The 1,141-nt window shown below is 65.7% G+C and carries 1 protein-coding gene; it reads left to right on the forward strand.

Annotated features, from left to right (window positions below; genetic code table 11):
- Window positions 1-63 precede the first annotated feature (63 nt).
- Window positions 64-1,141, forward strand: a 1,078-nt coding sequence (locus ACFQ4H_RS34810) for an IS630 family transposase (protein ID WP_377579538.1), incomplete at its 3' end; no start/stop codon positions are given.

The following is a 1,141-nucleotide window of genomic DNA, read 5'->3' on the forward strand; positions in this document are numbered from 1 at the left end:
CTAGTGTCTCGTGATCCCGATGTCTTTACTTGAGATGTGTTGTGGTTGGCTGTGTCGGTGGAGATGTCGTCGGATGAGCGGGCCGAGCTTCGGGCGTTGATCAACGGCACGGAGGTGTCGGCGGCGGTTGGTACGCGGGCGCGGATCGTGTTGTGGCACGCCGAAGGCCGCAGGAAGAAGGACATCGCGGCGCTGGCCGGGGTGTCGCGTCCGACGGTGGACCTGTGGCTGGGGCGTTACGCCGCCGAGGGCGCGGCCGGGCTGTTCAACCAGCGGCCCGGAGCGCCCCGTGAACAGGTGCCCGCCCGGATCCGGTCCCGGGTCCTCGCGTTGACCAGGATGAGCCCACCAACAGATACCGGCCTGTCGCACTGGTCCAGCCGCGAGATGGCCGCCTACGTCACCCGCATCGAGGGTGTGGCGGTCTCCCACTACTGGGTGGCGAAGCTGTGGCGTGAGTACGGGCTCAAACCGCACCGGTCCGGCACCTACAAGCTCAGCAAGGATCCCCAGTTCGCGAACAAGGTCGCCGACATCGTCGGCCTCTACCTGGACCCACCCGGCGGCGCGGTGGTCCTCAGCATCGACGAGAAGACCCAGATCCAGGCCCTCGACCGGACCCAGCCGCTGCTGCCCATCGAGTTCGACGCCACCGAGAAACGCACCCACGACTACGTCCGACACGGTACGACCAACCTGTTCGCGGCCCTCAACATCGCCACCGGCGAGGTGATCGGCGAGTGCCGCCCGTCCCGCAACGGGGCGGCGTTCCTGGCCTTCCTCAAGAAAGCTGTGGCCCCGCACCGGGGACGCCAGGTCCACGTCGTGCTGGACAACCTGTCCACCCACACCACCCCCGACGTTCTCGCCTGGCTAGCGGCCAACCCGCACGTGCGTTTCCACTTCACCCCGACCGGGTCCAGCTGGATCAACCAGATCGAGATTTGGTTCGGGATCATCACCCGCCAGGCCATCCGCCGTGGAACCTTCTCCTCGGTCCAGGTCCTCATCCGATCTATCCGCGACTACATCGCCACCTGGAACGCCAACCCCCGACCCTTCACCTGGACCGCCACCGCAGACGACATCCTCGCCAAAGTCCAACTCGTTCAAACCAACATCAAGAAACTCGTGGCAAACA

Origin of the sequence: Micromonospora sonneratiae, assembly GCF_042679305.1 — a bacterium.
Lineage (GTDB): Bacteria > Actinomycetota > Actinomycetes > Mycobacteriales > Micromonosporaceae > Micromonospora_H > Micromonospora_H sonneratiae.